25 protein-coding genes and 2 pseudogenes are annotated in these 23,816 nt (G+C 62.6%); 14 read left to right on the top strand and 13 right to left on the bottom strand.

Annotated features, from left to right (window positions below):
* Positions 1-931 (bottom strand): annotated as a pseudogene (locus AC1D3B_RS12365) (IS30 family transposase); the annotation flags it as partial.
* A gap of 233 nt (positions 932-1,164) precedes the next feature.
* On the opposite strand from AC1D3B_RS12365, the gene AC1D3B_RS12360 reads away from it, so the two are divergent.
* Positions 1,165-1,683, top strand: coding sequence for a DUF2147 domain-containing protein (locus AC1D3B_RS12360; protein ID WP_478190958.1), 519 nt, complete (start codon positions 1,165-1,167; stop codon positions 1,681-1,683).
* A 261-nt stretch (positions 1,684-1,944) separates the two neighbouring features.
* Here AC1D3B_RS12360 and AC1D3B_RS12355 read toward each other — a convergent pair whose 3' ends face one another.
* From AC1D3B_RS12355 to AC1D3B_RS12345, 3 genes are read right to left on the bottom strand one after another with little or no spacing between them, the layout of a single operon-like run.
* Positions 1,945-2,313, bottom strand: coding sequence for a hypothetical protein (locus AC1D3B_RS12355; RefSeq protein ID WP_478190957.1), 369 nt, complete (start codon positions 2,311-2,313; stop codon positions 1,945-1,947).
* A 2-nt stretch (positions 2,314-2,315) separates the two neighbouring features.
* Positions 2,316-3,515, bottom strand: coding sequence for an aromatic ring-hydroxylating oxygenase subunit alpha (locus AC1D3B_RS12350; RefSeq protein WP_478190956.1), 1,200 nt, complete (start codon positions 3,513-3,515; stop codon positions 2,316-2,318).
* Between the two features lie 50 nt (positions 3,516-3,565).
* Entirely contained in the window at positions 3,566-4,873 is a 1,308-nt protein-coding gene (locus AC1D3B_RS12345) for a Rieske 2Fe-2S domain-containing protein (protein WP_478190955.1), read from the bottom strand.
* A gap of 276 nt (positions 4,874-5,149) precedes the next feature.
* Here AC1D3B_RS12345 and AC1D3B_RS12340 point away from each other — a divergent pair, with 276 nt between their 5' ends.
* Positions 5,150-5,749 (top strand): MarR family winged helix-turn-helix transcriptional regulator, encoded by a 600-nt coding sequence (locus AC1D3B_RS12340; protein WP_478190954.1) that lies wholly within the window; start codon positions 5,150-5,152, stop codon positions 5,747-5,749.
* Positions 5,750-5,798: 49 nt separating this feature from the next.
* A complete protein-coding gene (locus AC1D3B_RS12335; RefSeq protein WP_478190953.1) occupies positions 5,799-6,125 on the top strand; it encodes a DUF1330 domain-containing protein in 327 nt (108 codons plus the stop codon).
* 42 nt (positions 6,126-6,167) lie between these two features.
* On the opposite strand, the gene AC1D3B_RS12330 is transcribed toward AC1D3B_RS12335, so the two are convergent.
* Together AC1D3B_RS12330 and AC1D3B_RS12325 are read right to left on the bottom strand one after the other, a co-directional pair.
* A complete protein-coding gene (locus AC1D3B_RS12330; RefSeq protein ID WP_478190952.1) occupies positions 6,168-6,500 on the bottom strand; it encodes an alpha/beta hydrolase family protein in 333 nt (110 codons plus the stop codon).
* A complete protein-coding gene (locus tag AC1D3B_RS12325) occupies positions 6,442-6,852 on the bottom strand; it encodes an alpha/beta hydrolase (protein WP_478190951.1) in 411 nt (136 codons plus the stop codon). The genes AC1D3B_RS12330 and AC1D3B_RS12325 overlap by 59 nt, the downstream gene beginning before the upstream one ends.
* Here AC1D3B_RS12325 and AC1D3B_RS12320 point away from each other — a divergent pair.
* The 8 genes and pseudogenes from AC1D3B_RS12320 to AC1D3B_RS12285 form a co-directional block, all read left to right on the top strand.
* Positions 6,813-7,205: pseudogene (locus AC1D3B_RS12320) on the top strand (transposase); the annotation flags it as partial. The gene AC1D3B_RS12325 and the pseudogene AC1D3B_RS12320 sit on opposite strands and share 40 nt — an antisense overlap.
* Before the next feature lie 561 nt (positions 7,206-7,766).
* Positions 7,767-8,762 (top strand): Bug family tripartite tricarboxylate transporter substrate binding protein, encoded by a 996-nt coding sequence (locus AC1D3B_RS12315; RefSeq protein WP_478190950.1) that lies wholly within the window; start codon positions 7,767-7,769, stop codon positions 8,760-8,762.
* Positions 8,763-8,846: 84 nt separating this feature from the next.
* A complete protein-coding gene (locus tag AC1D3B_RS12310) occupies positions 8,847-10,043 on the top strand; it encodes a CaiB/BaiF CoA transferase family protein (RefSeq protein ID WP_478190949.1) in 1,197 nt (398 codons plus the stop codon).
* Positions 10,040-10,789 carry an enoyl-CoA hydratase/isomerase family protein gene (locus AC1D3B_RS12305; RefSeq protein ID WP_478190948.1) on the top strand — a complete coding sequence of 250 codons (750 nt, stop codon included), beginning with the start codon at positions 10,040-10,042 and terminating at the stop codon, positions 10,787-10,789. The genes AC1D3B_RS12310 and AC1D3B_RS12305 overlap by 4 nt, the downstream gene beginning before the upstream one ends.
* Before the next feature lie 7 nt (positions 10,790-10,796).
* Positions 10,797-11,489, top strand: a complete 693-nt coding sequence (locus AC1D3B_RS12300; RefSeq protein WP_478190947.1) for a GntR family transcriptional regulator — start codon at positions 10,797-10,799, stop codon at positions 11,487-11,489.
* Between the two features lie 133 nt (positions 11,490-11,622).
* Positions 11,623-12,624 (top strand): Bug family tripartite tricarboxylate transporter substrate binding protein, encoded by a 1,002-nt coding sequence (locus AC1D3B_RS12295; RefSeq protein WP_478190946.1) that lies wholly within the window; start codon positions 11,623-11,625, stop codon positions 12,622-12,624.
* A gap of 10 nt (positions 12,625-12,634) precedes the next feature.
* On the top strand, positions 12,635-13,906 hold the full coding sequence (locus AC1D3B_RS12290) for a Rieske 2Fe-2S domain-containing protein (RefSeq protein WP_478190945.1): 1,272 nt from the start codon (positions 12,635-12,637) through the stop codon (positions 13,904-13,906).
* Positions 13,907-13,924: 18 nt separating this feature from the next.
* Positions 13,925-14,500 carry a DUF2889 domain-containing protein gene (locus tag AC1D3B_RS12285; protein ID WP_478190944.1) on the top strand — a complete coding sequence of 192 codons (576 nt, stop codon included), beginning with the start codon at positions 13,925-13,927 and terminating at the stop codon, positions 14,498-14,500.
* Here the strand turns inward: AC1D3B_RS12285 and AC1D3B_RS12280 are convergent.
* Genes AC1D3B_RS12280 through AC1D3B_RS12260 form a run of 5 tightly spaced genes read right to left on the bottom strand, consistent with a single transcriptional unit; the run spans position 14,493 to position 18,897 of the window.
* A complete protein-coding gene (locus tag AC1D3B_RS12280) occupies positions 14,493-15,329 on the bottom strand; it encodes a nitroreductase family protein (protein ID WP_478190943.1) in 837 nt (278 codons plus the stop codon). The two genes, AC1D3B_RS12285 and AC1D3B_RS12280, sit on opposite strands and share 8 nt — an antisense overlap.
* A complete protein-coding gene (locus tag AC1D3B_RS12275; RefSeq protein WP_478190942.1) occupies positions 15,329-16,240 on the bottom strand; it encodes an alpha/beta hydrolase in 912 nt (303 codons plus the stop codon). The genes AC1D3B_RS12280 and AC1D3B_RS12275 overlap by 1 nt, the downstream gene beginning before the upstream one ends.
* A 23-nt stretch (positions 16,241-16,263) precedes the next feature.
* On the bottom strand, positions 16,264-17,280 hold the full coding sequence (locus AC1D3B_RS12270; protein ID WP_478190941.1) for an isopenicillin N synthase family dioxygenase: 1,017 nt from the start codon (positions 17,278-17,280) through the stop codon (positions 16,264-16,266).
* The gene (locus tag AC1D3B_RS12265) at positions 17,277-17,876 is read right to left on the bottom strand and encodes a nuclear transport factor 2 family protein (RefSeq protein ID WP_478190940.1); all 600 of its coding nucleotides are present in this window, start codon (positions 17,874-17,876) and stop codon (positions 17,277-17,279) included. The genes AC1D3B_RS12270 and AC1D3B_RS12265 overlap by 4 nt, the downstream gene beginning before the upstream one ends.
* 22 nt (positions 17,877-17,898) lie before the next feature.
* The gene (locus AC1D3B_RS12260) at positions 17,899-18,897 is read right to left on the bottom strand and encodes a Bug family tripartite tricarboxylate transporter substrate binding protein (RefSeq protein ID WP_478190939.1); all 999 of its coding nucleotides are present in this window, start codon (positions 18,895-18,897) and stop codon (positions 17,899-17,901) included.
* A 148-nt stretch (positions 18,898-19,045) separates the two neighbouring features.
* Here AC1D3B_RS12260 and AC1D3B_RS12255 point away from each other — a divergent pair, with 148 nt between their 5' ends.
* Positions 19,046-19,930: an SDR family NAD(P)-dependent oxidoreductase gene (locus tag AC1D3B_RS12255; protein WP_478190938.1), complete on the top strand. Its 885-nt coding sequence runs from the start codon at positions 19,046-19,048 to the stop codon at positions 19,928-19,930.
* Positions 19,931-19,952: 22 nt separating this feature from the next.
* Positions 19,953-20,945, top strand: a complete 993-nt coding sequence (locus AC1D3B_RS12250; RefSeq protein ID WP_478190937.1) for an aldo/keto reductase — start codon at positions 19,953-19,955, stop codon at positions 20,943-20,945.
* Positions 20,946-20,955: 10 nt separating this feature from the next.
* On the opposite strand, the gene AC1D3B_RS12245 is transcribed toward AC1D3B_RS12250, so the two are convergent.
* The gene (locus tag AC1D3B_RS12245; protein ID WP_478190936.1) at positions 20,956-21,927 is read right to left on the bottom strand and encodes a LysR family transcriptional regulator; all 972 of its coding nucleotides are present in this window, start codon (positions 21,925-21,927) and stop codon (positions 20,956-20,958) included.
* Between the two features lie 125 nt (positions 21,928-22,052).
* Here AC1D3B_RS12245 and AC1D3B_RS12240 point away from each other — a divergent pair, with 125 nt between their 5' ends.
* A complete protein-coding gene (locus AC1D3B_RS12240) occupies positions 22,053-22,799 on the top strand; it encodes an SDR family oxidoreductase (RefSeq protein ID WP_478190965.1) in 747 nt (248 codons plus the stop codon).
* A 31-nt stretch (positions 22,800-22,830) separates the two neighbouring features.
* Here the strand turns inward: AC1D3B_RS12240 and AC1D3B_RS12235 are convergent, their stop codons facing one another.
* Positions 22,831-23,787 carry a Bug family tripartite tricarboxylate transporter substrate binding protein gene (locus tag AC1D3B_RS12235; RefSeq protein ID WP_478190935.1) on the bottom strand — a complete coding sequence of 319 codons (957 nt, stop codon included), beginning with the start codon at positions 23,785-23,787 and terminating at the stop codon, positions 22,831-22,833.
* Positions 23,788-23,816 lie beyond the last annotated feature (29 nt).

The following is a 23,816-nucleotide window of genomic DNA, read 5'->3' as shown; positions in this document are numbered from 1 at the left end:
CTCGTTCAATTGTCTCGCGATCGCGTTGAGTTGAAGCTGTGAGAACCCCGAGATGTCCATGCCCTTCGGCATGTACTGCCTGAGCAATCCATTCGTGTTCTCGTTGCTTCCGCGCTGCCATGGATTCTGCGGATCGCAGAAGTACACCTGAATGTCGGTGGCCAACGTGAACTTCTTGTGAGCATGCATCTCCGTGCCTCTGTCCCAGGYCAGTGACTTGTRGAGCTCCTGTGGCAGCTTGCGGGCGTTCTTGATGAGTGCGTTGACGACGGTCTGRGAATCCTTGCCATCCAGCTTGACCAACATCACGTATCGCGTTTGGCGCTCAACCAGCGTGGCGATCTGGCTGTTGGCGCTTCCAAAGAGCAGGTCGCCCTCCCAGTGGCCAGGAACTGCTCGATCTTCAATCGTGGCTGGCCGCTCGCTGATGGAGACGGCGTCGACGATTCTTCCATGGGCGTCTGTCTTCTGCGTGTGATGGCGCGAGYGGCGCATGCCCCGCGTGCGCCTGAGATGCTGCAACAGYTCCTTCTTCAAAGCCCCGCGGGCTTGAATGAACAGGCTGCGGTAGATGGTCTCGGGTGACACGTGGCAGTTCCCGTCGCAAGGGTAAGTGTGTTTGAGCCACCCGGCAATCTGCTCCGGAGACCATTGCAGTCGAAGTTTCTCCGTGACGATGCGCGCCAGGTCCCGGTTCTCRGCCAGCCTGCAGCGCTTGGGTCGACGAGCCCGATCCCAGGCTGCCCTGGTCGGCCTGGGTGGCTCGATAGCATCCCGGACCACCATTGCGCTTGATCTCGCGGCCRATGGTRGATGGAGCTCGCCCGAGGATTAACGCGATCGAGTGATGGAGGGTCCATCCCTGCCTCCATCGCTCCCACATCAACGCCTTCTGGCTGTCTGTGTAGTAGGTCCGCGTCCGGTAAGCCATCTGCAACACTCCTTCTGCCTACGGCAGTCATCAGTGTGTTGCATCGACCGGTTGAATCCGCAGGGCGAACTGGCCTTTGAAGGTCTTCAAACAACTGGATTCGATAAGGATCTTTATGAGGGGTTTCGTGTTTCGAGTTCGATGAATTACTGGGGGCTATTTGGACAGTTTGTCTTGCTCTTTGGCATAGCGCTTCTACTGCTGGACAAGTATTTGATCAATGCGAGCAAAACATGCGGACTTATCAATTGAAGGCAGTTGCAGTTTCAGTTGCAGTCGCGACACTTGTCGTCCCCGGACATGCTTATGCCGCTGCGTCCTCAGGACAGCAGGCCCTGCCGGCGGCCGCGACTTCGTACGCTGGGAGATGGTTGGTGACCAGTAGTGACGACCCTGAGCGTTCCACTACCGGGGTCATTGCAGATGTGGAACTGTATCTAGAGGGGCAGGAGCTCAAGGCAAAGATGCTGGCCGTCAAGAAAGACGACAAGCCTGTGAGTTACACATGCGACCAATGCACCGGCAGTAGGAATCGGATGCAGATCGTCGGGTCTATTTTTGTCTGGGGCCTACGGTGGAATGGCGAAAAATGGGTCGATGGCGAAGTGCTCGATGTGCGCCCGGTAGCTACTCAGGGCACCATTGCAAATTGCGAGATCGAGATGTTGAACGTTAACCGCGTTCGAATCTATGGGTATCTGTTCACCCATTGGCTAGGGAAGGGGAGCGAATGGACTCGACTCAGACGGTGACGCCCGCCCAAGAAATAGAGACGTTGCTGTTCGGACGCCGCCAGAGCGACTCTCCGAATCCAGACTGAGGGGCGACGTGGCGAAACTCGCGCCAGCAAACGCTCCGTCAGCCTGAGCACATCGCCGGCTACACGCCCGCCCGCTAAAGCAAGGGCGGGGATGGTCATTGAACTGATACCTTTCTCGTGGCAATCGATAGCGGCCACCGTTGACGGGTTTGGACAATCAACGCATCGACTCGATAGCCTGCGTGATCGCGAGTCAATCCTCCGAACAGCTCGGCGCCTGGTAGACGATTCGTGACGCCGGAAACGCATCGTCGAGATCCACTCCCTTCCACTTGAGTTCGATGGGGTGTGACGCTTCGAAGTAGCTCAGAGCCAAGTGGTAGAGCGAGCGTGTCGGCCGCGGCAGCGATGCTGAGGCATCGGCAGGCACGTCGGACAAGTAGCGCATGACGTCTTCCATGCGCGGATAGATGGCGTCATAGAAAGAACGCAGCGCGGGCAGCGCCGTGGAAAGGCGCTTCTCGTAGCGCGCCTGCTCGGTCGGCAGACTCCACTCGGCGGCGAGAGACGCCAGGTCCTCGAAGCCGGGCGGCACCAAGACGATTTCAGTTGCTTGATTCATTCTCAGGCCTCCAACATTGCCTTGCGGACCTTAAAATGATGCGCGAGCGCCATTTCCTGCCGCGACAGGTAGACGTCTCTCATGGCGTTCGTCGCCAGTGCAGCCTGCTGAGCCTCGAGCAGGCTCAGGTCCTCTCGAACCACCTCGCGCTCACGGGTGCGAAAGAGTTCCTGGCTTGCTCGCTGCGCGAGATTTTCGGGCTTGTACACAAAGGTCTCGTTGATGACGATCGTGCGGCTCGCCGAGATGGGCAGAAAGGTGATCTCGATGCGATAGTGCTGCCCTACGAGCATCACCATGTTCGGAAACAATTCAATGACGTCGAAAAGCCAGTACGGTGTGCGCGAAGGATTCACCGCGGGCGGCAGGGTCTCATTGTCGAAGCAGGCCGCCGGCAGCAGCTTGTATCCGAAGCGGTAGGCGAGCTCCTCGGCCGGCGCAAGCTTGTGGTCCGGATTCGCCGGCGCCGAGTAACGCGTGTGCCGCTCCATGAACTGCATGAAGGGCCGGTGGCGCTGCGGGTTCGACGCACCGCCCTGATAGTCCCCCGCCGTGTTGCGGTGGATGTACATCGTGTGGTACCCCTCGGTGAACGCATTCACGCCGAGATTCCAGTTCGCCTCCAGTTCGAAGCGGTGGCTTGAGAGCTTGTGCTGCTTGTCGAAGTAGTCTTCGTAGCCATCGGCGAGTTCACCGAGCCACTCCTTCAGCGTCACCATGGGCGCGGCGTCGAAATTCAGGAAGATCAACCCGTTCCAGACTTCGCAGTGAACCGGAAGCATATGGAGCGCCTCCTTGTCGATGTCGACGAACTGGCTCTGGTCGGTGATGCCCTGAAGCGCGCCGGTGCTGTTCCAGGTCCATCCGTGAAAGCTGCAGCTGAATCGCGTCTTGGATCCTGCGCTGCCCACCGGCACCAGCGCATTGCCGCGATGCCTGCAGATGTTGTGAAATGCGCGCACCACCCCGTCGCTTCCCCTGACGATGAGCACCGAGGCCTTCGGCACATGAAAGCTGCGCGTGATGTAGTCACCGTGGGCCGGGATGTCGCCGGTGTGCGCCGCCATCAGCCATGCCCGGCCAAAGATCCGCTCGCGCTCGAGTTCGAACTCGGCTGCCGAGATGTGGCTGCCGAGCCGTACCACCATTTCTGGCGCCTGGGTGTCGTGGTTCTTGATCTCTGTAGGCGAAAGGACAGTCATCGTTGTGTTCTCCGTGGGATGGTTCCGCTTGCTCGCATCAGGGCCTCGTTTCAGACTGCCACAGACCTTGGAGTCCGCGAAGCCCGGGTCAGGACGTGATCCGGCACCAGCGTCTGCCAGGGCTGGTCGTTGGGAATCACGGCATAGGTGCCCTTGATCCTTCTGGGATCGGAATTCAGGCCGATTGGCTCCTCCCCGTTCTGCACCTGCCGCGCCACGGTCAAGAGCGTCCTGTAGAGACGCACGATCGCCATGTCCCCCGGGGATAGCATTTCCTTGCTTCGATCGCGAATGGGACCGCCGGACCCCAGAATCGCCGAGTCCTCCGGAAAGAAGTCATGCAGGCCGCTCCACGAACCCTGTCGCATGGACTCGCGGTCCTGGAGATAGTTGTTGAGTCGATTCGGCATTCCCGGCTCGTGCCAGGTCTTGGGATGCAACCCGCACTTGTGCAGCGTGTCTTCGTCCAGTCCGACGTAGCGCAGTTGCGCCGACTTGTGTGGTTCGTTCGCGATGTCCTTGGTATCGCTCCACCAGACGAAGTGGTGCAGGGTTCTGTGGTCGTCGATCGGCACGATGATCCCGACGAAGTCGCCATTCGCGTTCAAGAGGTGAAAGGGGGCCACGTAACTCGTCACGCGCGCCATGGTCTTGAGGCCCTCTTCCGTTTGCGTCGGACGCAGCGCGACATAGTGGAATCCGAAGTCCGTGTCCTCCGCTTCGACCTTGGGATCCGCCGCCACGGTAACGCTGCTCACGTTTGCCACGAAGTCGATGTCCGATGCTCGCTTGAACGAGTCCTGATGGAGGATTGTCAGGTGCGCCGAATCGAGCAGTGCTTCCTGGAGTTGGACGTAGTTGCACTGCACGACGAATGTGACAGATATGCGCCGTTCATCGGGGTAGTCGAAGTAGGGCCAGTGCGGAAACGGCGGCTCCTGCTCCTTCGGCCCGACGTACGTCCAGATCATCCCGCCCGCCTCCCGCACGGGGTATGCGTTGGCCTTGAAGCGTTCGCGGAACTTCGGATCGGAAATCGAAGGTGTTTCCAGGACCTTTCCGTCCGTGGCGAACTGCCACCCGTGAAACAGACAGCGGATGCCACCTCCTTCCACGCGTCCCAGTGCCAGTGACGCGGACCGGTGGCGGCACATCTCGTCCAGCACGCCCACGACCCCGTCGCTGTTTCGGAAAGCCACGAGCTTCTCGCCAAAAATCTCGACCTTGACCGGGTCGCAGTCTGGATGCGGGAGCTGATAGCTAGAGAGGATGGGTACCCAGTAGCGGCGCAGTGCCTTGCCCATGGGCGTGTTGCTGCCGACTCGGCACATGAGTTCGTTCTCTTCGTGGGAAAGCATGGTTGTCTCCTTTGAGGATGTCGATGTGAAACGGGGAATGGCAGAACTCTTCCCAGGAAGAAATTACAATCTTCCGCGGAAGATATATGATCGCCGTGGACTGTCAAGGGATGAACCCCTATTGACGCTCCGGATCGGTATGACCCTAATCTCCAAGCAGGCCGATTCGCCGGATCGATACACTTTCAAGTCGGTCGCTCATACCGTGGCGGAGTGCCTAGCAGGACAATCTGTACCCTGTGCTCCGGTGACCGCCACATTGCAATCAGGAATCCTATGTACGCCCAGCCGCTGGCCGAGGACAGGATCGAGATGAAGTCGAACCCAAGCCAACCCGCACTCACCAATCTGGTTCACCAATGGGAGGAACAACGCCCCGACCTGGATCTGACGGCTTTTCGATTAGTGGGGGCCGTCATGCAGCTCGCACAGATATTCGAGGCGGAGTTCAGGGACTTGGCGCAAGCTGAATTCGGCATCGGCTCTGGCGATCTTCGAATTCTTCTGGCGCTCCGCCGGTCCGGCGAACCCTACGCCTTGCGTCCGACAGATCTCTTTCAGTCGCTTCTGGTCAGTTCTGGCGCAGTGACAAAGCAGGTCGAGCGACTTGCGGAAGCCGGCTTCGTCAAGCGCGTACTTCCGAAGGGTGCGCGGCTGCGCAGAGTTATCGCGCTAACGCCCAAGGGGGTTCGGGCTGCCAATTTCGCTCAGGAGGCCATTGCCAAATCTCTCGCCGGTGTTGCACCGACGCTGGCGGTGCTTCCGGCGGCCAAGACCGCGACGACCTTGGCGACGCTGGAGGCCTTGCTCGCCGGCGCATATGCCCGTCAGCCCGTAACAGGAGACACCGAGGCCGGGCCTGCAAGTCCCGATTGACGCTGGCTCCTTCGTCCTATATCTTCCATGGAAGATTATTGGAACGGAAATGATGATGATTGAAACAAGCGCAGTAAATCAGGCGGTGCTGGTGATCGTTGAAGTCTCGGCGCTCCACGATCCCGACCAGTTCAAGGCCTATCAACTGGGAACACGCGAACAGATCGGAAGACGTGGAGGCGCGGTCTTGGCCCGCGGCGGATCATCGGTAGAGGGCTCGCCCCCTTTTCAATCGCTGCTCATCCAGGAATGGCCATCGGCACGGGCTTTTCTCGACTGGCAGGACAGCGACGAATACAGGCCTCTTCGATCGATGCGGCTGGCAAGCGCGACCTTACGCATCGCCATCGTGCCATTGGCCGGAAAGCCCTCGTAGGGTCAGCCATCGAGACTTGCAAGGGGCTGCGGAATCGCTACGCTACCGCGAGTGCGCGCGAATGAAACGCAGGATCTCATTGCCCACTTCCTGCTGCGGCGACCCCAGACTCTGCACGGTCGAGACGTGGTTGTGACCGCGAAAAAAGCAGAAGTCTGGACTCCGACCTTGGGTGAGCGTGATGGCCCGAGCCAAGGCGTAAGTCTGCTCCGCGAGAACCGCAGGATCGAGCTCTGCCAAGCTGAGCCATAGAGGCGTTGCCACACGCTCGACGTGCGATAGTGGCGACCGGGTCTCATAAACAGACGCGTCGTCTTCAAAGTACGCCTTCGGCCCGCCGGCCAGCGGTGCATCTGCCCGGTAGAAGCCACTCATGAGCATGACGCCCGACACATCCAGGCGCTCCCTCCTCGCGCGGATTCGTCAAAGAACCACGACGCAACGTGGCTCGCACCAGCCGATTGGCCCAGCACGAGAACAGGCACGTATGACCTACGAGTTCTTCTAGGTGCGCTCGCACCCATGTCATCACCGCCGCGACATCTTGCGCCACGGCCGGCCAAGGATGGTGGGGCGCCAGACGATAGTTGGGCAACACGGCCAGGATGCCCTGACGCGCGAACCAGCGACCTACATTCGGATAGAAGGCACCGTCGCCGTTCTTGTCACCACCGACGAAGCCGCCTTTTGGCGATCCCGGGCATAGGCCCCTTGACGGCGAGCGCATTGGTCGCCACCGTGGGTGATATGCGTACCTTCAAGTCGGGGCGCGAACTGGCATCGTTCATAGGCTTGGTGCCGCAACAGCGCGGAACCGGTGGCAAGATTCAGTTGGGCGCGATCAGCAAACGCGGAGACCCGTACCTGCGCACACTACTGATTCATGGTGCCAGATCGGTGTTGTTCACATCGAGGAAACCGAACCCCCGGGCTGAAGAACTGAGCAAGCGGCGTCATGCCAATGTCGCGGTCGTCGCATTAGCCAACAAGATGGCACGCACCGCGTGGGCGATTCTGGCTCATGGCCAAGCCTACCAACCGGGTTACGTCAGCGCCCGGCCACAGTCGAAAATGAACTAGTTCGATGAGAGTGCACCGCAGGTTGCGCAGGTTGATGATGAGATGATGGCACGACAGGTCGGACCGCAAGAACTCAAACCTGAATAATGTCTTGCACTCAAAGCGCGACGACTAGATGAGGCAGTTCTTGGCGAATTCCATCAGGGCCCGCAGGCTGAACCTGCATCCAAGGCCGAATGTAAGACTGCAGCCAGTACCCGATTGCCTTCATCGCAACTTCCACTTGCACAACGGTGGGTGTCCATGTAAGACATCATGGTCGCGACGGACGCGGCCGGCTGTACGCCGCGTTCAGCCGCGACCTGGTCATGAACGTGCTGCGCGGCACATGAGATCTTCTTTTCGACCATGAAAGCATCAGCACGTCGTCGGGCAAGGTGATCCACCGCGTCATCGCGCGTCTGAGTCGCACCGAAGGGTCCGGCGCTTGAGCGGGCAACCGGAAAAGCGATGGAGCCATCGGAATTCTTCGAAATGCGTCCGGCTAGAGCCTCCTAGACTGCGCGGCAAGGAGACGCTCGCCAAACGCCTCAAATTCCCGGGCGTGAGTAGAACGCGACGATGAACCACACCCCGATTTCCCGACGCCAGGCACTGGTAACTTTGGCCGCGACGGCGAGCGAGCTTGCAGCTCCCGCTGTGTTCGCCCAGGGCCAGACGAAGTTCCCGACTCGACCGATCCGCCTCATCATCGGATTTCCTCCCGGCGGCATTACCGACCAAGTCATGCGCGTGCTGGCGATCGAAGCCGAGAAGAAGCTCGGGCAGCCTGTGATCATCGAGAACAGGCCGGGTGCCGCTGGCGTCACCAGCTTCATACAGATCAAGGCCGCCGCACCCGACGGCTACACCGTTGGTGGCATCAACCCCAGCCTGTGGCGCCAGCCCGTCTTCGAGCAGGTCGCCTACGACCCGATCAAGGACTTCACCTTCATCCTCAATCTGATCGACAACATCTTCGCCGTTGTCGTCCCCGCCACCTCGCCGTTCAAGACCTGGGGCGAATTGCTGGCCTACGGCAAGGCGAACCCGGAAAAGGTGTCCTACGGAACGCCGCCCGGCCTGGGGCAGAGCGCGCACATGTTCGGCGTTGCTGTGACGACCAAGGAGAACGTCAACTGGCAACCGATCGGCTACAAGGGAAGCAGCGAGAGCATGACCGCGCTGCTCGGTGGTCAGCTCACGTTTTCAATCGACACGGTTATCAGCTCGAGCCCGTTTGTGCGGGCTGGCAAGGCGCGCTACCTGGCGATCGCTTCAAACTCGCGCATTAAGAGCTGGCCGGACGTGCCGACGATGCGCGACCTGGGGTACCCGCTGTCGATCGACAGTCCGATCGGCATTGGTGGGCCGGCCGGCATGCGGCCCGAGATCGTCAAGACGCTGCACGACGCGTTCAAGTTTGCGCTCGAGCAACCGGCCATGACGGAGCTCCTGGACAAGTCCGACCAACGACCCCGCTACATGAGCACGACGGACTTCACGAACTTCGCCGCGAAGTCGAACGTCGAGCAACGGGAACTGCTGATCCGCTACGGCATGGCCCAGAAGCGCTGACCCGCATTGCTTTCACAACGCAGAAGCACCTGCGCCGGTTTCCCGGCACTCCGAAAAATATCAGATCGACCTGTTGATACACACATGACAAAAGATCTCCTTTTGCCGTTGTCCCGCTACACCGTGCTGGACCTTTCGATTGCGCGCGCCGGCCCGGTTGCCGTACGCCTGCTGGCCGACTGGGGCGCGCGCGTGATCCGCGTCGATGCGCCTCCAAAGCAGAACCGCGGCTCAGTCACCGGCAAACGCCGGGCTCCAGACGAGCAGAACATGCACCGGAACAAGCGCAGCCTCTGCGTCGATCTAAAGTCGCCCGAAGGTGCGGAAGTGTTGCGCCGTCTCGTCCTGCAGTCCGATGTTGTCGTCGAGAATTTCCGCTCCGACGTAAAGGCTCGTCTCGGCCTGGGCTACGAGCAACTGCGCGAGGTGAAGCCGGACATCATCTTGGCCAGCATCTCCGGCTTCGGCCAGAGCGGTCCCTACGCCGAACGGCCCGGCGTCGACCAGATCATGCAGGGGATGAGCGGGCTGATGTCGGTCACCGGCGAACCCGGCACCAAGCCCACGCGCGTCGGCATCGCCATCTCGGACACCACGGCGGGCATGTTCCTGGGGCAGGGCATCCTGCTCGCGATGCTTCACCGCGCCAACACCGGCGAAGGGCAATGGGTCCACACGTCCCTCCTGGAGGGTATGCTGAGCAAACTAGACTTCCAGGCGGCCCGCTACACCGTCTCGGGCGAGGTGCCTGTGCAGGAGGGCAACTACCACCCGACCTTCGCGCCCATGGGGACCTTCGGCGCCAAGGACGGCCAGGTAAACATCGCGGCGACCACCGAACGCATGTGGCAGCACTTGTGCCAGGCACTCGACTCGTCAGAGTTCACGACCAACCCCACATACGCTGGCCGCGCGAACCGCTTCGCCAACCGGAACGCGCTCAACGCGGACCTCAACCGCGCCACATCCCGCTTCACCGTGTCCGAACTCGTTGGCCGGCTCACCCCGCTCGGCGTTCCGTGCGGCCCGGTTTACACCATCGCCCAGGCTTTCGAGGATCCCCAAACCCGGCATCTGCGCATGACCCGACCGGCCATCCATCCGGTCATGGGCGAGATGCAGCTTGTGCGCTCGCCCATCAACCTTTCGGGCTTCCCGTTTCCCGAGACGTTCCACCACGCGGGGCCGGACCCGGGTGAGCAGAGCGACGAACTGCTGGCGGAACTCGGCTACCAGGGCCAGGACATAGCGCAGATGCGCGCTGCGGAGGTGGTGACATGAACGATTCCCCGAAACTCTTCGTGGATGGCGCCGTCGCCACGATCACCATGCAACGCCCCGACAAGGCCAACCGGCTGACGCCGGACGACTTGGACGCCGTCTACTCACACATCGCGGCCGTCAACGCGATCCCCGAAGTGCTGGTCCTGCGCCTGCAGGCCGGCGGCAAGTACTTCTGCAGCGGCTTCGATGTCGGCCAGGTTGGTCAGAAGCTCACCGTGGGCTTCGGCACCATGGTGGATGCGTTGGAGCTGGCACGCCCCGTGACCATTGCGGTCATTCAAGGCGGCGTGTATGGCGGCGCGATGGACATGGCCCTCGCCTGCGACTTCCGCATGGGCGTCACAAGCGCCGACATGTTCAACCCGGCGGCACGCCTTGGCCTGCACTATTACGCCACCGGCTTGCAGCGCTACGTGGAACGCATGGGCCTGAACGCGGCGAAGCGCCTTTACCTCACCGCCGAGCGCATCGACGCGCAAGAGATGCTGCGCATCGGTTACCTCACGCACCTGTTGGAGCCGGGCGAACTCGGCACAGCCGTCGACACGCTCACGGCCACGATCGCGGGCATGGCACCGCTCGCCCTGCTGGGCATGAAGCGACATCTCAATCGTATCGCGCGCGGCACCGCCGACATGGGACGGATTGCCCGAGACTGCGACATCGCGCGCGACTCCGCCGACCTGAAGGAAGGCCGCACCGCCTGGCTCGAAAAGCGCACGCCGAAGTTCACCGGCCGCTAGCACCGCCGTGGACAACTTCTTCTACCGCGATCCGGCATCCTCCATCACGTTCGGCAGCATGCAGGACAGGATCCGGCACGCGCTGGAGGACGAGATCCTGTCCGGCTCCCGGCCTCCGGGAAGCGCCATCGACGAGAAGGCACTTGCCGCGAGCTTCCAGTCGTCGCGCACGCCGGTACGCGAAGCACTGCTGGTGCTGGCCGCGCAGGGCCTGGTTCACATCGCGCCGCGTGCCGGCATCTCCGTGCGGCGCGCCACGGCAAGTGAACTTATCGCAACGCTGGAAGCCCTGTGCGAACTCGAAGCCACGCTCGCCCGCCTCGCGGCCCGCCGCGCCAGCACCACGCAGCGGCGCGCGTTGAAGGACGCGTTGACGACGGCGTCCGCCTGCGCGGCAGCGAATGACCGCGCCAGCTACTACGAGGCCAACGCGCTGCTTCACGAGGCGATCTACCGCGCCAGCGGCAATGGCGTCTTGGTGCAGCATGTGCGCAGCGTGCGCCGCGCACTCGCCGCGTACCGGCAGCGCGGCTTCGACCAGCCAGGCCGCCTTGCCGCATCCGACGCTGAACACCAGCACATCGTGGATGCCATCTGCAACGGCGACCAGGCGCGCTCCGAAGAAGCCATGCGCCGGCACATCCATGTCGGAGGTGACGCCATGGCCGCTCTGGTCATGGCCGCGGAGGCCTCGCCATAAACAATTCCGATAGCGTCATCCATAACTTTTGCTTCTCTTCGGAGAACGCACTTCCTAGACTCTCCCCTGCCCGTCCCCGCACGAAAACTGAGCGACACGCGATGTGTCCGCCGCACAAACCACGAGACAAGACATGAACCAGGACAGCGAAAAGCACGCGATCACCCGGCGCGGCTTCGGCAAGCTGGCGGCCACGCTTGTGGCGGCCGGCTCCGTGGGCAGCTTCGCGCAGGAAAGCGCGTACCCCAGCAAGCCGATCAAACTGCTGATCCCCAGCCCGCCTGGCAGCATGTACGACGCCGTCGGGCGCGTCGCCGCGGTGGAAGCCGAGAAGAAGCTTGGCCAACCAATTATTTGCGACTACAAATCGGGCGCTGGCGGTACGCCCGCCTTCATGCAGACGCGCAATGCGCCCCCTGACGGCTATACGCTGGTGATCTCAGGCCTCAGCACGATCCGGCAACCCATCCTGGAGAACGTCGGCTACGAAGGTGTCAAGGATTTCACCTGGATCGCCGGCATCGGCGGCATCAACTTCGCCGTGATGGTGCCCGCAAATTCCCCGTTCAAAACCTGGGCCGAGCTGCTGGCCTGGTGCAAGGCGAACCCGGAAAAAGTGTCTTACGGTGCTCCGTCAGGCCTTGGCAACAGCGCGCACATCTTCACGGCCGAGATCGCGTCCCGCGAGAAGGTCGAATGGACGCCGGTGCCGTTCCGGGCCAGCAACGACTGCGTCACCGCGCTCCTGTCCGGCCAGCTCACCTTCTCGACGGACACGATCATCGGCTCCCTGGGTCAGATCCAGGCGGGCAACGTCCGTGTGCTGGCGATGGCCACGGACGCGCGGGTCGCGAATTTCCCGGACACTCCAACGGCGCGCGAGTTGGGCTACCCAGTTTCTATCAACAGCCAGTTCGGCATCAGCGGCCCGGCCAAGATGCCCCCGGAGCTGGTGCGGAAGATCCAGGACGCGTTTCACTTTGCCACAGAGCAACCGGCGTTCATCGCGCTGATGGAAAAGGCCGGTCAGAAACCCCAATACCTGAACTCCACTGACTACACGCAGTTTGCGATCAAGGCCCAGATCGAGCAGCGCGGCCTGCTCGCAAAGTACGGCTTCGCGAAGAAGTCCTAAGGAAAAAACTATGCTTTCAAAAGAAGACAACGACCGGATGTGCCGCGTCGGGCCGGGAACACCCATGGGCAAGGCCATGCGGCATCACTGGATGCCCGCGCTTTCCAGCTCAGACTTGCCGGAACCAGATGGTGATCCGCTGCAGGTCGACCTGCTCGGGCAGAGCTTTGTGGCCTTCCGTGACGGGTCGGGCAAGGTGGGCCTGCTAGACGAGCTGTGCCTGCACCGCGCAACGTCGCTCAGCATCGGGCGCGTTGAATCCGGCGGCATTCGTTGCATTTACCACGGCTGGGTTTTCTCGACCGAAGGTCATGTGCTTGAAACGCCAAACGTCATCGACTCGGCGTTCAAATCGCGGCTGAAGGCAAAGGCCTATCCGGTTCGCGAAGCTGGCGGGCTCATCTGGGCTTACCTGGGCGAAGGCACCCCGCCGCCGCTACCGGACTTTCCGTGGATGAACGCGGACACCTCTATGCGGCTGCACACGCGGTCGGTCATCGGCTGCAACTACGTTCAATTGATTGAAGGCCTGATCGACAGTGCGCATCTTTCTGTGTTGCACAAGAGTTTTCTCGAACGCGCGGCAACCAGCTCACTGAACTTTGCAACGAAGACCAGCCACATGGCCTTCGATGTTGCTCCAGTCATCGGTGCGGAGGCGACCGACTTCGGCATGTACTACTCCGCCGTTCGCGAGGTCAACGGAGAGGCGCAGATCCGGATCGCGCCATTCATGCTGCCCTTCTGGGTTCTCAACCCGAACGGGGATCAAGCGACCGGCGTCGTGCCGCTGAACGACGAAACGTCCGCGTTCATCACGCTATGGTGGGACGGCGACCGCAAGTTCGGAGAGGAGCCGCTGCGTACCCAACAGCTCGAGCTCGTCGGCCGGACGGCGGAGCTTCTGGACCAACACGGTTTTTCCAGGACCGCATACGAAACCCCGCGCCGCATGAGTAAAGAAAACAAGTGGCACCAGGACCGCGCCTCCATGAAGAACGGCAGCTTCTCCGGTCTGTCCACGCTGACGTTGGAAGACGCCGTTGTCGGCGTGACGGCGGGCACCATCCGGCCGCGCGACAAGGAAATGCTGTGCGCGCCGGACGTCGGCATCGCGATGCTGTACCGCTCGCTGCTGAAGATGTGCGCGCAGTCCGAGCGCGGCGAAGTGCCGAGCAGCGCGACCCAGTCGGTCGCGCACCTGCACGGAATTCACGAATCAGCCCCTATCGGCACGAACTGGAAAGAGTTCATTCCGGGCAATAGCAACGTGCCGGCCTGACCTGGCGACATGACTGACTTGCCGGCACCCGCCGGGCGCCACCTGATCCACACGCGGCAAATTACCACCCGCGGCTATTTGCGCGCCGACGACTTGTGGGACATCGAAGGGGAGCTGGTCGACAGGAAGACCTACGCCACGACCAACCCCGACGGCCGGCACCGGGATGCCGGCCAATCCATTCACCACATGCTCGTTCGCCTGACCCTGGACGACCGAATGACGGTGTGCGACGCCGTGGCGGCGATGAGCGAGACCCCGTTCGCGGAATGTCCGGCCGCCGAACAGCCAATGGCCCGGCTGGTCGGCGCCAGCTGCGGTGCCGGCTGGCGAAAGGTCGTGGAGGAAGCGATGGGCGGCGTGGGGGGGTGCACGCACGTGCGCGAGTTGCTGTATGCGATCGCCACGGTGGCCTTCCAAACCATGATGCCTTACCGGAACCAGCAAAAGCGGGACGAAGGTGTGCCGGTCTATGCCTACGACAAGCCGGGCCCGCATATGGGCCAGTGCTTGGCGTGGGATTTCGACGGCGCGCTGATCGCGCGAAGATTTCCGCAGTTCGCCGGGTGGCGCAAGCGCCAGCCGCCTACTTGAGCGAGAAGCCGCAACGCATCAGTTCATCGCGCAGGTTCTGCCGGCCACTTAGCGCCTCTGGCGAGCCAACGCGCTCGAGGCTCTTGATGCTCCAGTCAGCAGGCTGCATCGCCTGAGCGACGTGGAAGCTTCGCATCGTTTCGTCGTAGCGCGCGAATGTCGCCTCGTCAGGCGGCGTATACCGCTCGCGATGCAGGACGGTGGCCATGGGAAGCCGCGGCTTCACGCCGCCTGATCGTGCCGGGTCCGGCTCGCCTACCACCAGCCCAAAAACCGCGACGGCCTCCGGCGGCAGGTTCAGTTCGCACGCCATGGCCTTCGGCGCATTTCGAAGCGCGCCAATGAAGCACGTGCCCAGCCCCAGCGACGCGGCCGCGACGGCCGCATTCTGCGCGGCCAGAGCGCAGTCGACGAACCCGGTGAATAGGCTCTCGAGATAGTCCAGGCCCTCCACCGGCATTGTGTGCTGGCGACCCAGGCTGCGAAGGCGCGAGAGATCTGCAACGAACACGAGAAGCAGCGGCGCCTGGACGATGTGCTTCTGGTCCGCAGCCAGCGCCGCGACGCGCCGTTTGCGGTCGGCGTCCTGGATTGCAACGATGCTGCAGCACTGGAGGTTGGACGAAGTCGACGCCGACTGCGCGGCGGCGACGATGGCCTGCAAATGATCTTCCGGCACGGGATCTGCCGAGAACGCACGGGTCGAGTGCCTGGACATCAGGTTTTCCAGCACCGCGTTCCATGGCCCGTCACCGGTCATTTCTGACGCCGTGCCGCCGTAGCGTGCGGCCAAGAGTTCACGCCGACGATCGTCCGCGTTGACATTCATCACGTCGCCCCGGTTTCGCCGTGGACACCGAGATGCCAGCCGAAGAATTCGGCGAGCATCGCGCCGACGTCGTCCTGTACGGAGCCGAGGCTCAGCGCGTTCGACACGTGGTTGTGCCCGCCAAGCCACTGCAACCGAGGGCAAACACCTCGCTCCTGCGTCAGCGCAATCGCGAACTCGAGCGTCTGACGCGCGTACTGCGGCAAATCGAACTCGGCGATGGTGAGCAGCAGGGGAACGGCGTTGCGCGCAACATGCGTTACCGGCGAGCGCTCCCGGTACTGCCTGTCATCGGCTCCGAAGTACGCCAGATGCCCCGGCGCCAACGGTGGCTTGACGGCGTAGTACCCGCTCATCAGCGCTGCGGCCCTCACGTTGTGCACGAGCGCGCCATCCGCAGCTTGGCCGAACAGGTAGCCGGCGATGTGGCAGCAGCCGGCCGACTGTCCGACCAGGCCCACGCGCGACGGGTCGCCTCCATGGCGGTGGGCGTTGACGGAGAGCCAGCGCATCGCCGCCGCCAAGTCGTCCTGCCCGGAAGGCCAGGAGTCGGTCGACGAAAGGCGGTAGTTCATCGTCACGCCCAGAAAGCCCCTCGATGCGAAGTAGCGGCCCACGTTCGCATAGAAGTCGTCGGTCGAGCGTTTGTCGCCGGCGTTGAATCCGCCGCCGTGAACGAAAAGGACGACTGGCAGGTTCTCGCCACCGGCGCTGAACAAGTCGATCCGGTTTCGCTCATGCGAACCATAGGCCAAGTCACGGACCTCGATCGAGACTGTGTTGATCTCCGCACGACCGGCGAACAGACGGCGTGTCGCGTTGTTGACGCTTTCATCGAATCGCGCGCCAAGCTTTTCGATCTCGCGACGTATCTCAAGCGCCATGCGCTGCCTCACTGTGGATTCGTTCATGTCGGGGCCGGTGGGTGTGCGGGTCAGGTGGAATGGCTCGAATTGAGCGTCGGATAGATTCGCGAATAAAGACGATGCAGCACCTCACCTGCAGTCGCCCCCTCGTCCAGTGCGACGGTCGAGTGAAACACCGGCTCAACCGCACCGTTCGGTGCCGCCTGCAGCATTGGCGCGATCTGTGCGTCGTCGTCAGCGTTCATGAAGAATGCGATCGAATAGCGCTGCCTGCCCGAACGGTTGATCACGCGGTGCGGCGTCGCCTTGAACAGTCCGTTCGTCCATAGCTTCATCGTCTCGCCGATGTTGATGACGTAAGTTCCGGGGATGGGTGTGACATCCACCCACTCCTTGTTCCGGCCGAGGATCTGCAAGCCACCCGTGTCGTCCTGTAGAAGAAGCGTCAGCGCGCAGTTGTCCGTGTGCGGACGAATGCCGAACCGACCGTCCACCTCGTCCGACGGTAGCTGCGGCGGGTAGTGGATCAAGCGAAGCAGCGAAAGCGGCGATTCGAAATACGAAAGGAATATGGACTCCTCCAGTTCGAGGCCGAGCGCCGCGATCCGCAGCAGGTCGCGGGTCAGGCCGCTCACCGCGTCGACGTATCGCCCGACGTCCGCGCGCATCGCCGGCATTCTTCCTGGCCAGACGTTGGCATCGTTCATGACTTTCCCGGCGAAGCGCTGGGTGTGACCGGCGGGCGGGTCAATCCACGCGTGGAACGCTTCCATTGCCGTTCCCTTCAGCGCCGCATCTCCGGAGATCTTCATTGGCAGGTAGCCGCTGAAGAACTCATTCTTCGCCATCGAGACGTCCTGCTTCTCTTCCGCTGGAAGTTCGAAGAACGAGCGACTCAGCTCAAACATGCCCTCGATCTGGGGTTCGGGAATGCCGTGGTTGACAATGTAGAAGAAGCCCACCTCGGTGCACGCCCGAACGAGCTGGCGGCCGAGAGAGCGGCGCACTTCGACATTCGGGTGCCGCAAGTCCGACATGTCCAGTATGACGACCTCATCCCGTGCCTGAGATAACAGAGCATTCATGGTTGACCCTCTACGGAGGAATGCGCGATCCCCATCGCGGCGCATTCGATGAAGACAAGATCGTCCAGGCCGCGACGGGCGGGTGAAGCGGCGCTCGTGCCGCCGACCTCGATCTCCGACGCTGTGATCTGGCGCCACTCCGGCACAAACGTTCGCTTCAGGACCTTCCAGGCGCCGTCGCGCCGCTGCACCCGATCGACGTAGCGTGCCCTTGAGACAAGATCGACATGGCTGTGGTCGCCCATCGGCGTCCTGACGAATTCCGCCATGCCGCCAGCGTGTCCAGGCGCGTAGCGTTGCACGACGGTGAGATAGATCTCGACCAGCGCGTTGTCGTCGTCCGCGAAATCCACCAGGACATTTGTCATCTGATGCATCGAGAACATGACCGATTGGTGCCGCGCCCGCAGCCACTCGATCAATCCTGTCACGTCGCCCTTATAGGCGCCGTGGTCGTCGTAAGCGTCGGGGTGGAACAGCTCCGGGATGGCCGCGTAGTCGCGGCGATCGACGGCCCGGCACCAACGATATTCGAGATCCTGTATGGCGAGTCTGTCGGCGACCCTGGCCGGCGAGTAGTCGTTACTGCGTTGCATCGTTGCAGAGCCCTGGCCGCGGTTAGCGCTTCTTCGCCATCCCGTAGCTGACCAGGAGATCGCGCTGCTCGACGGCCGCGCGCGCCACGTAGCTCGTGTATTCGGCGGAACTCATGTAGCGCGGCACTTGGTCGGACTGCGACAGCACCGCATTCAACGTCGGCTGGTCCAGTGCGAACTTGAAAGCGTCGTGCAGCGTCTTGACGATCGATGGCGCCATGTGCGCCGGACCGGCGAGGCCAGTGGGGCTCTCGACGGTGACCGGGTAGCCCAAGTCCTTGAACGACGGCACGTCCGGCCAACTCTTGAGCCTGTTCGTGGTCGCGACAGCCAGTGCGCGGGCCTTGCCCGAGCGCAGCATCGCGCTAACGCCCACCACGGGTTCCATCGAAAACGCGATGTGCCCGCCGAGCAAGGCGGTCACACTCTCGCTGCTTCCCTTAAAGCCAACGGGCTCCCACTGCATGCGCTCCTTGCGCGCCACGCCTTCCATCAGGATGTGGCCGGTCTGGTTCGTGCCTGGAGGCGCTCCGTAGGACACACCCGTGGGATTGGCCCGGCCATAGGCCAGAACGTCCGCCCAGGTCTTGAAGGGCGAGTCCTGGCGCACGACGATCGCGAAGACACTCTCCGCGAAGTTGATGATGTAGGTGAAGTCCTTGATCGGGTCGTAGGAGACATCTTCGAAGATCGGCTGCCGCCACAGCGGCGGCGTGGTGAGCACGATCGTGTAGCCATCCGGCGCCGCGTTCTTGGCCGAAAGGAACGACACCACACCTGCCGCACCCGGCTTGTTGTCGATGATGATCGGCTGGCCGAGCTTCTTTTCCGCGTCGATGGCCGCCGCGCGCATGACCGTGTCGTTGATTCCACCAGGCGGATTCCCCACGATGACCTTGACCGGCCGATTCGGATAGGACTGCGCGAGCGACGGCATGGCGAGGTTCACTGTGGCCAGTCCGGTTGCGGCCGACAACACGCGTCGTCGCGACCATGTGTTCGAGCGCGGAAGATTGTTCAATTCGGTCTCCTTGTGTGGAATCTGCGCGTTGTGCTTTCGCGCCGGGCGGAGTCTAGCTACGCACTACGCTGCCGAACACCTACAAGTACTTATGCCGCTATCGGAATTTGCGATCCCTGGAAGCGCCCCTGTTCCGCTTGAAAATCAGATGGCGGCATCGAAAGATGTTGCTGGTCGCACGACGGACGCACTTGCACAATCGCCGGTTTTTGAGGCCCCGAAAGTGAACGTGCAAAGTCCGAATATTCCCGAGTTCTCGAAGGCGCTATGCCTGGACGACAAGGTGTTTGTTGTGATCGGCGCCGGTCAGGGGATCGGCGAGAACTCAGCGCATGCGCTCGCGCAGCAAGGTGCGCATGTCCTGTGCGTCGACATGGACGAGACTCGCGCGCGCGAAGTTGCGGCCGCCACCCGTGGTGCGGCGTGCGTCGCGGACGTCACGTCGCGCTCGGGAATGGAGCAAGTGTTTGCCGCCGCCGAAGCCGCCTTCGGCGGGCGCCTGGATGGCATCGTGGATGTCGTCGGCATGGGCGTCGGCCGCAACCTGGCCACACTCGACGACGAGAGCTGGCAGCGCCAGTTCGATCTGGTTGTGAAGCACGCGTTCCTGGCGATCCAACTCGGCAGCCCGCTGATGACGCCCGGCGGGTCGATCGTGCTGGTCGGCTCCATGGCGGGTGAATGGGTGCGCGGCGGAGAACTTCTTGCCTACGCGTCGGCCAAGGCGGCGCTGCACCATCTCGCGCGCGGAGCGGCCCAGGATCTGGCGCCCAGGGGGATCCGCGTCAACGTGGTGGCGCCCGGTCTCACCCGAACGCCACGCCTTGTGGATTCGAACGACGAGGCCTTCTGGTCATCTCAGGCAGCGGAGATTCCGTTGGGGCGTGCCGGGTTGCCTTCGGACATCGCGAACGCGATTCTCTTTCTCTCGTCACCCATGGCGGCACATATCACTGGCGCGGTCATTCCGGTCGACGGTGGCGCGAACATCGGGATGGTGAAGCCGATGGCCAAGTCCGTGCGCGCAAACTGAATTTTGAAAAAGGAAACATGAAATGTTGAAGCGAACTTTGGGAAGCAGCGGACTTGAAGTCTCCAACGTGGGGTTGGGCTGCATGGGCATGAGCCGTGCGTATGGCGCGACAGACCGCGACGCGTGCTTGCACGTATTGCGCGAAGCCGTCGACGCTGGCGTCACGTTCTTCGACACGGCGGAGGTCTATGGGCCCTTCGACAACGAAGAGTTGCTCGGCGAGGCACTCGAGGGCGTTCGCGAAAAGGTGTCGATCGCCACCAAGTTCGGCTTTCGCATCGATCCGACGCGCCGTCCCGCCGTGACCGGCCTCGACAGCCGGCCGGAGCAAATTCGCCAAGTCTGCGAAGACGCACTCAAGCGCCTGCGCACCGACGTCATCGATCTTTTCTACCAGCACCGCGTCGACCCGGCCGTTCCGATCGAGGACGTGGCCGGTGCGGTGTCGGAGCTGGTCAAGGCCGGCAAGGTCAAGTACTTCGGCCTGTCGGAAGCGGGCGCTTCAACGATCCGCCGCGCCCATGCAGTGCAGCCGGTTTCGGTCGTCCAGAGCGAATACTCGCTCTGGGAGCGCGATCCGGAAACGGCAATCTTCCCGGTCCTCGAGGAGCTCGGCATCGGCTTTGTCGCATACAGCCCGCTGGGGCGCGGCTTCCTGACGGGCGCTGTCGATCTCAAGACCACTTTCGAGCAAGGCGACGCGCGCGCGGCCAACCCCCGGTTCTCCGCGGAGCACCGCGCGCAGAACATCGCGCTGGTCGAAGCCGTGTCCACGATCGCGGCCGAGCGCGGCGTGACACCGTCGCAACTCGCGATCGCCTGGGTCCTGGCGCAGAAGCCGTGGATCGTTCCCATCCCCGGCACACGTCGCACTGAACGCCTGCACGAGAACCTGGCCGCCGGCCAGATCAAGTTGACCGTGCAAGAGCTCGCACGCATCCGCGCCCTGCTCGAGTCCTTCGTCATTGCCGGCGATCGTTACGCACCGTCGGCCATGGCGATGCTGGACCACTGAACCGGCGCGTTCATCGCCGCCGTGCCTTCCTCAGGCCTTTAACCTGCGCTGCGCCAAGTTCGCCGAGGTCCAGCACATGGTCCGTGGAGTGCGCCAGCCGCTCCACGGCAAGGTCGACAAACGCCCTGACGCGCGACGGTAGCGCCGTGCGGCTTCCATAGTAGACGTGCACGCTCATGTGATCCGTCGCGTGCTCGATCAGCAAAGGCACCAGCCTGCCTGAGCGGATCAACGGCGCTGCCGACAGGCCCGAAACGAGCCCGATGACATGGCCCGCGAGAACCGCCTCGGTCTCCAGCTGCGCATCGTTCGTCGAAAGCGCGGGCGCGACTTCGCGCGAAACCACTTCGCCGCCGACCTTCAGCAGCCAAGGCAATACCCGATTGGTCCCGGGATGACGGAAGACGCTGCAACGGTGTGCAGACAGCTCCTCGATCGACGCCGGCGCGCCGTGCTCCGCGATGTACGAAGGCGCCGCGCAGACGATCAATTGCATGGCGAAGAGCCGGCGCGCGGCAACCGAGTCTTCGGGCGGCGAACCGATCCTGAAACCGACATCCGCACGGTCCCGGACCCAGTCTCCGATGCGGTCGTCCAGCTTGATGTCCGGCTGGACCTGCGGATGGCGCCGGCAGAATTCGTCGACAAGCGGCCAGAGCAGCGGCACGAAGGAATACTTCGGCGCGACGATGCGCAATGGCCCGGCGATCGCGTCCTTGGCCGTTCGGGCGCCGCCGATGGCACGCTCCAGCGCGTCCAGCGCAGGCCGTGTCGCCTCAATAAATTGTTGGCCTTCGTGCGTCAACGTGATGCTGCGCGTGGTGCGATGCAACAGGCGAACACCCAGGCGCTCCTCCAGCGCCGCAATCGCCTGGCTCGCAGCCTGAGGGCTAACGCCCTGCGCCGCGGCTGCGCGCCGGATGCTACCAAGCTCAACGGCCCTCGCGAGGGTCTCGATGGCACGAAAGTCAATGACAGACATGAAGTCCTCCCGAGAATTTTCTGGCGGCATCAACTTCCGATTGACGCCCCATCAAGCAGCAGCCTGCTAGTGCCGTGGCGGCACGCGGCCTACAGTGGCTTTCGACTTCATCACGAGGAAAATTCATGAGCGGAAACATTGAAAACAAAGTCATAGTCATCACCGGAGCGAGCAGCGGACTGGGCATGGCGGCTGCGCGGCTTCTGGGCGCGCAGGGAGCACGGGTTGTGCTCGGCGCACGGCGCATCGAACGACTGCAGGCACTCGCCGGCGAGCTCAACCGCGACGGGCTGCGGGCGCTTGCGATTGCGACGGACGTCACCGTTCGGGAGGATGTTCAACGCCTCGTCGATGCCGCCGTTGAAACGTTCGGCCGCATCGACGTCATGGTCAACAACGCTGGCCTCATGCCACAGGCGCCCCTGGACCGATTGAAGGTCGACGAGTGGGACAGCATGATCGACGTCAACTTGAAAGGCGTGCTGTACGGTATCGCGGCCGCACTGCCGCACATGCAGCGCCAGATGGCCGGGCATATCGTCAACGTCTCGTCGGTGGCCGGGCACAAGGTCATGGTGAACGGCGCCGTCTACAGTGCCACGAAGCACGCAGTGCGAGCTCTGTCTGAGGGGCTGCGCCAGGAAGTCAAACCCTGGAACATTCGCACGACCATCGTGTCTCCGGGCGCGGTGGACTCCGAACTGCCGGCAAGCGTCAACGAGCCCGACATGGCGCGCGGCCTGCACGAGTTCTACCTCGCGAACGCCATCCCCGCCGAATCCTTCGCACGGGTCGTGGCCTTCGCCGTCGGGCAGCCCGACGATGTGGACGTGAACGAGATCGTGTTCCGCCCGACCCGCCAGGTCCCCTGATGGATTGGCCATAGGCGGGTGGCTCAGCAGCTCAATCGAGTTTCACGTCCTTGGCCAGCACGCCCCATCGCACGATCTCCGAGTTGATCTGGCGTTTGAAGTCGCTGGTGGCGGTCACGTCGACGTTGAAGCCGACGACGCCGATGCGATCCCGGACAAAGGAACCAGCCAGTGCGCGGCGCAGTGCGTCGTTCAATCGTGCGATGTCGCCCGCCGGCGTGCCTTTGCTGACGAACGCGCCGACCCATCCGATGATGTCGATGTCCGCATAGCCAAGCTCCGCGAACGTCGGCACGTCAGGAAGGGCCGGGCTTCGCCTGGCCCCAGTCACGGCAAGCACCTTGACCTTTCCCGATTCCTGATATCCCTTGAACACGCCGGGTGAACCGAACGCCGACTGTATCGTGCCGGCCATCACGGCCGAGAGCGACTCCACTTCCCCACCCTTGAACGGCACGTGGACCATCTCCACGCCCGCCTGCCTCGCGAAGATCTGCCCGTCGATGTGCTGCGTGGAGCCCACGCCGTTGGTGCCATAGCTGACCTCCGCCTTCCTGGATTTCGCCTGTTGCACCAAGCTGTCCAGGCTGTCGACGTTCAGCGATGGGCTGACCGCGAAGGCAAAGCCGCTCGACACCAGCTGGCCTACTGGTTCCAGCATCGGAAGGACATCCTTGATGTCCTTTCTCAGGGCTGCGTTCTGAACCAGCCCAGAGAAGCCGAGGAGGACTGTGTGTGCATCGGGCGGGGATGTTGCGACTGCGGTTGCGGCAAGAACCCCGTTGCCGCCGGGCTTGTTCTCCACGATGACCGGAAAACCAATCTCCTTGGAGAGCCCCTCAGCGATGGCGCGCGCCACTGCGTCGCCCCCACCGCCCGCTGCAATCGGAACCACCAAGCTCACCCGCCGGTTGGGGAATGCCTTGTCTTGAGCAGCCGCCGGCAAACTTGACGCCGCAATACTTGCAAAGACCAGCAAGCTGGCCAACTGTCGCCTGTTCATCGTGTCTCCTAATA

This window comes from Variovorax sp. P5_A3, from assembly GCF_056400665.1.
Note: the sequence above shows the minus strand (reverse complement) of the source record. Positions and strands in the feature narration are given on the sequence as shown.

Excerpts from the sequence above, each read along its gene's own strand:
- AC1D3B_RS12345 (WP_478190955.1), bottom strand. The coding sequence starts at position 4,873 with ATGCTTTCCCACGAAGAGAACGAACTCATGTGCCGAGTCGGCAGCAAC.
- AC1D3B_RS12355 (WP_478190957.1), bottom strand. The coding sequence starts at position 2,313 with ATGAATCAAGCAACTGAAATCGTCTTGGTGCCGCCCGGCTTCGAGGAC.
- AC1D3B_RS12310 (WP_478190949.1), top strand. The coding sequence starts at position 8,847 with ATGACAAAAGATCTCCTTTTGCCGTTGTCCCGCTACACCGTGCTGGAC.
- AC1D3B_RS12305 (WP_478190948.1), top strand. The coding sequence starts at position 10,040 with ATGAACGATTCCCCGAAACTCTTCGTGGATGGCGCCGTCGCCACGATC.
- AC1D3B_RS12325 (WP_478190951.1), bottom strand. The coding sequence starts at position 6,852 with ATGCGCTCGCCGTCAAGGGGCCTATGCCCGGGATCGCCAAAAGGCGGC.
- AC1D3B_RS12265 (WP_478190940.1), bottom strand. The coding sequence starts at position 17,876 with ATGCAACGCAGTAACGACTACTCGCCGGCCAGGGTCGCCGACAGACTC.
- AC1D3B_RS12335 (WP_478190953.1), top strand. The coding sequence starts at position 5,799 with ATGATGATGATTGAAACAAGCGCAGTAAATCAGGCGGTGCTGGTGATC.
- AC1D3B_RS12270 (WP_478190941.1), bottom strand. The coding sequence starts at position 17,280 with ATGAATGCTCTGTTATCTCAGGCACGGGATGAGGTCGTCATACTGGAC.
- AC1D3B_RS12360 (WP_478190958.1), top strand. The coding sequence starts at position 1,165 with ATGCGGACTTATCAATTGAAGGCAGTTGCAGTTTCAGTTGCAGTCGCG.
- AC1D3B_RS12250 (WP_478190937.1), top strand. The coding sequence starts at position 19,953 with ATGTTGAAGCGAACTTTGGGAAGCAGCGGACTTGAAGTCTCCAACGTG.
- AC1D3B_RS12315 (WP_478190950.1), top strand. The coding sequence starts at position 7,767 with ATGAACCACACCCCGATTTCCCGACGCCAGGCACTGGTAACTTTGGCC.
- AC1D3B_RS12240 (WP_478190965.1), top strand. The coding sequence starts at position 22,053 with ATGAGCGGAAACATTGAAAACAAAGTCATAGTCATCACCGGAGCGAGC.
- AC1D3B_RS12245 (WP_478190936.1), bottom strand. The coding sequence starts at position 21,927 with ATGTCTGTCATTGACTTTCGTGCCATCGAGACCCTCGCGAGGGCCGTT.
- AC1D3B_RS12275 (WP_478190942.1), bottom strand. The coding sequence starts at position 16,240 with ATGAACGAATCCACAGTGAGGCAGCGCATGGCGCTTGAGATACGTCGC.
- AC1D3B_RS12350 (WP_478190956.1), bottom strand. The coding sequence starts at position 3,515 with ATGACTGTCCTTTCGCCTACAGAGATCAAGAACCACGACACCCAGGCG.
- AC1D3B_RS12255 (WP_478190938.1), top strand. The coding sequence starts at position 19,046 with ATGGCGGCATCGAAAGATGTTGCTGGTCGCACGACGGACGCACTTGCA.
- AC1D3B_RS12290 (WP_478190945.1), top strand. The coding sequence starts at position 12,635 with ATGCTTTCAAAAGAAGACAACGACCGGATGTGCCGCGTCGGGCCGGGA.
- AC1D3B_RS12295 (WP_478190946.1), top strand. The coding sequence starts at position 11,623 with ATGAACCAGGACAGCGAAAAGCACGCGATCACCCGGCGCGGCTTCGGC.
- AC1D3B_RS12330 (WP_478190952.1), bottom strand. The coding sequence starts at position 6,500 with ATGAGTGGCTTCTACCGGGCAGATGCACCGCTGGCCGGCGGGCCGAAG.
- AC1D3B_RS12340 (WP_478190954.1), top strand. The coding sequence starts at position 5,150 with ATGTACGCCCAGCCGCTGGCCGAGGACAGGATCGAGATGAAGTCGAAC.
- AC1D3B_RS12280 (WP_478190943.1), bottom strand. The coding sequence starts at position 15,329 with ATGAATGTCAACGCGGACGATCGTCGGCGTGAACTCTTGGCCGCACGC.